Source organism: bacterium (genome assembly GCA_040755795.1).
Taxonomy (GTDB): Bacteria; UBA9089; CG2-30-40-21; order CG2-30-40-21; family SBAY01; genus JBFLXS01.
Genome location: JBFLXS010000341.1, coordinates 1 through 4518, shown reverse-complemented (window position 1 = coordinate 4518; position 4518 = coordinate 1). Strand labels below are relative to the sequence as shown.

Annotated in this window: 3 protein-coding genes; all 3 read left to right on the top strand. The window is 35.2% G+C overall.

Annotated elements, in window-relative coordinates; translation table 11 throughout:
* Positions 1-2199 (top strand): hypothetical protein (locus tag AB1414_16205; protein MEW6608963.1); only part of this gene is annotated, 2199 nt, incomplete at its 5' end.
* Positions 2196-3200, top strand: coding sequence for a hypothetical protein (locus tag AB1414_16200; protein ID MEW6608962.1), 1005 nt, complete (start codon positions 2196-2198; stop codon positions 3198-3200). The genes AB1414_16205 and AB1414_16200, both read left to right, overlap by 4 nt.
* A 42-nt stretch (positions 3201-3242) precedes the next feature.
* Positions 3243-4518, top strand: a 1276-nt coding sequence (locus AB1414_16195) for a hypothetical protein (GenBank protein ID MEW6608961.1), incomplete at its 3' end; no start/stop codon positions are given.

The window sequence follows — 4518 nt, the reverse complement described above, 5'->3', positions numbered from 1 at the left end:
GGGCAAATAATAGCACTTTCGGATAATACCGGTTTTTCTTCAGGCCCTCATTTGCATCATGAATTTAGAGAAAATGAGGCTGCAAATTCTGCTTTTGACCCTTACACAGAAAATAGTTGGCTAATAAATCCTCAAACTGGCTTACCTTGGCTTGTTAATCCTTATACCCCAACTAAGCCCGGTGGAGATCATCCAGATGATAATTATGATGTATCCAGTGATATTGTTCCTGGTAGTTTTGATGCCATGCCTGTTTATCCAAATATATTTGATGTAATGATTTTACAAAATGGTTTTTTTTATGAATGTGGTTCCTTATTTTTTGATATAAAAAATAAAAAAGAAAGTTATATACCCGTTGATATAAACGTTTCTATAAATAAATTACTTGAACATCCTGTATTAATAATTCCAAGTGCTGGTTTATGGGGAGTGGATAATCTTCCTTCTATGAAAGATAAACTGGATGAATATGTATATAGGGGAGGCGTTTTAATAGTTTTCTCCCAGCAGCACGGCTACGAGTATTCCGCATTGCCCGCTGGAGATAAAATATCCGCTTATGGCTGGCTTGAGGACCAGGGTTGTTTCAGCAACGCCTTGTATATAGATAACTGGCACCAGGTGTTGTCAGGCCAGAGTTCAGCCACTATTTCAGCATCAGTTGATGGATACTTTACTTCATATCCAGATTCTACTACAGTTTTATTAAGGCGGACAAAGAATAACGAACCCGCCATGATAATGTATCCGTATGGACAAGGCATGGTAATAGCAACGACCATGTATGAAGATTGGGCATACGGGAATGGGCAGTCGACTGAGCAGGGCAGGGCATTAATCAGAGATATTATTTCATGGGCAAAGAAACCAGAGGTTCTGCCTGAGATAAGACCCGGCGGACCTATAAATTTAAGTTTTGAAGCCAAAAATAAAACAACCGACAAAGAGGCAAGTCAAATAAAAATAAACATTCTCGACCCTGACAGGAACATTGTAAGCGAATCGATTCAATCAACCAGTTTATCTTCTGGTCAAAGTATCTCACTTCCCATTTCCTATTTCTCACTTTCTACTTCCCCCTTAGGCATCTGGCATGTCGAATACAGCCTTTTAGATAGTGCAGGAGTGGCATTTCAAACCGAATCACAAGGCGCAAGGTTTGTCATCAGCAATCCGTCTCAAGGCGCCCAGCCCAATCCTGATTTTATGGTTTGGGTAACATCAACCACAGAGAATGTTACGCCCGGTTCGACGGTAGTGTTGACGATTCATGTGAAAAATAATAGCGATACAGATTTGATTAACGGTTCGATTGTAATCGGCACCTGGCAGACATCTGTAAATGTCGGAGCGCATTCAGAGACAAGTTTTATTTATACAACATCTATCGGGAGTTCAATCTTATTTCGCATAACGTTACTTGATTCAGAAAACATAAGATTATCCAGTTCTGAGAAAGGCATCTGGGTCCTATCAGCGTCAGCCAGGGCGGATATTTCCTTAGACAAATCCACCTACAAAAAAGGTGAAACAGTAATTATTAATCAAACAATAACCAATCGGACACAAGCGGCGTATGATTGCAGTGTTAATACATATATTTTGAATCCACAAAACCAGAAAGTCTACGATACAACTGAAAGCTTAAATTTATCAGCTTCCGGTCAAGTAACACATCAACACGTCTACGCATTAACGCAAGAACTTCTTTTCGGCACTTACATAGTTTGCACTGATATTTACCAGAACGGCACAAAGATCGGCGGGAACTCGGTATTTTTCAATATTCCGGGCGCGTTAATAAGTTTTACTCCGGCATTTCCTGCAGTCTGGAATACAGGCAATAACTCCGTTTCTTTTACTATTTCGAATATCGGCGGTGCGGACATACAAAACGGCGAATTAAAACTTGAATTGAAAGATCCGAATAAAACTATAGTTTTTTCACAGACAAAACCTTTCACTAATTTAGCACAGGGTGCGAATCAGGTAATTAGTTTTGATGTCCCTATCTCTTCAATTTTATTTGGGAATTACACCCTGCAATATTCTTCCAATTACGACAATAAATTTGACGCAGGCATAGAAATAATCCCCTGTCAGGCTATAATCAAACCGTCATTCGATAAGATAAGCTATAATGTTCTTGACGATATAAATTTAAATATTGAATTAATTGGAGGTTATAAATCATGAGAAAGTTTATTTTATTACTAATTATTATAGTTAGTTTAATCCCACTAAAAATTAATGCCGAGACTTATGGGTCGATTTCGGGGAGGGTCTTGACGGATAGCGGAATACCTATTGAAGGTGTATTTACAAAAGTTGAAAATTATAAAAATATTGATGAAAAAATATCATTGGGTTCAAAAGTTATTGAAAGATATTCAAAATCAAATAAAGATGGAATAATAAAATTCGACAACTTGTCATCTGATAAATATTATATAGAGATTATATCATTACCTGAACAATACAAAGTATTATATAAAGCAATACTCCCAACCATGCCAATCGAATTTCCTCAAGGTCAAAACTTAGTAGATATAAACATAAAAGTGAGCAGATTTTATGGAACAATCTCAGGAAAGATATTTAAAGAAGATGGTATAACTCCTTTTGAAACCGTAGATGTTCGTCTGTCAACAAAAGGATGGAGCAAGGGATATTTTAGTAGAGATGGCAATTATATATTTAAATATGAACCCAGTAATGATTTATGGAAAATAATACTGACATATGGGCTACTTAATGGTGAATCGGAAAAATTTTATTTTAGTGATTCTACACTAAATTTATCAAAACTCGATGATATAAAAATGAATATTAGTCTTAGTTCTGGAAATATTACTGGTTTTTATGGGACATTAAAAAATCCAGATGGGACAATTTATACGAGAGGAAATTCAATAACTATTGAGTCTATCACATATGATGTTTCTTTAACAGTGGACGTTACGAATAGTAATTATCAGATTAAAGGTTTAGTGCCAGGTGAGTATAAATTTTCAATTTTTGTTGGAGATGTGGAGTTTGAAACCACACAAGAAGAAAAATTTAAATTTGAAAAAATAGTAATAGATTCCACATATACAATTTCAGCATTTGGTGAACAAAAACAAATAGATTTAATATGTGATGAAAGTAAAATAAAAATTATTGAAGAGAAGTTGTCTCCAATTTATATGCACTAAATTTTAAACATAATATATAGATTTTGGGGTATAGAGGTTTAAATGTATATATTTAAGAAAAAATTTTTTTTAATATTAATTTTCTTAATACTTATTGATGTAAATATAATTAATGCAGAATCTCCTTTATCAAAAGAATTGATAAATGTTTTAGTAAGTGTGAGGTATGATGATGAAACGTATAAAAAACAACTTGAAATATTTTCTAAATATACTGATAAAACTATAGAAATATATGAAAAATATAAGACAAAAAAGTATTCAGAATGCAAAAAAGACCTTAATAGAGATTTAGACGAAGTTGCTAATAGTACAGGAATGATTGCTTTAACCGGAGGAGGAAAATTTGAATCTGGGCCGATAGTTACAAAAGATGAATCTGGGAATTATAAATATGAATGGGGGATTTATGCAACAGGAGAATTTGTTAATGGAGGTATTGATGGAAGACTTTTTGCGGATTGTATAGACCATGAAGTTAATGGCCATAGACGCCAATTTGAAGAAGAAGGCTTACAGGATTTATATATTGAAAGACAAAAAGCAATGGATAATAATGAATGGAGAAAAGCTGGTATAGAAATACAAAGTAAAATTGATGATAAATATGATATATATTTAATTACTGATGAAATAGGCAATCATACAAAAAGTAAAGAATATATAGATAATGAAAAAACAAAATATGAAAATGACAGTGATGGCAATGGTTTTGGCGATAGTCCCGACGACAATTTTGCCGTGAACGATTCTTTTTTCCCAGATGTATTTTATTACCGGCAGGCACCGGATGTATCCATATTGATGACGGGGTTTAATTCGTCATTTTCGAGGCTTTCAGGTGGAATCAAAAAGTCATATATTTACACAGATCTTGACACAAATCCGCAGGCTTTATTATCTTATGTTCCTGTTTTGTTAATTCCCTCAGGCGGACTGCAAGGATTAGACAATTCTCAGATGTTTAAAGACATGCTGTCGGAATATGTTTCTTCAGGCGGCACACTTGTCTGTCTCTCCCAGCAGCACGGCTACGAGTATTCCGCGCTGCCCGCTGGAGAAAAAATATCCGCATATGGCTGGCTTGAAGACCAGGGATGTTTCAGTAATGCCATTTATATTGATCAATGGCACCAAGTTTTAAGCGGTCAATCGTCAGCAACCATTTCAGCGTCAGTAGATGGATACTTCACTTCATATCCAGATTCTACTACAGTTTTATTAAGGCGGACAAAGAATAACGAACCCGCCATGATAATGTATCCGTATGGACAAGGCATGGTAATAGCAACGACCATGTATGAAGATTGGGCATACG

Coding starts and splice junctions, on each gene's coding strand:
- AB1414_16200 (MEW6608962.1), top strand. CDS start 2,196: ATGAGAAAGTTTATTTTATTACTAATTATTATAGTTAGTTTAATCCCA.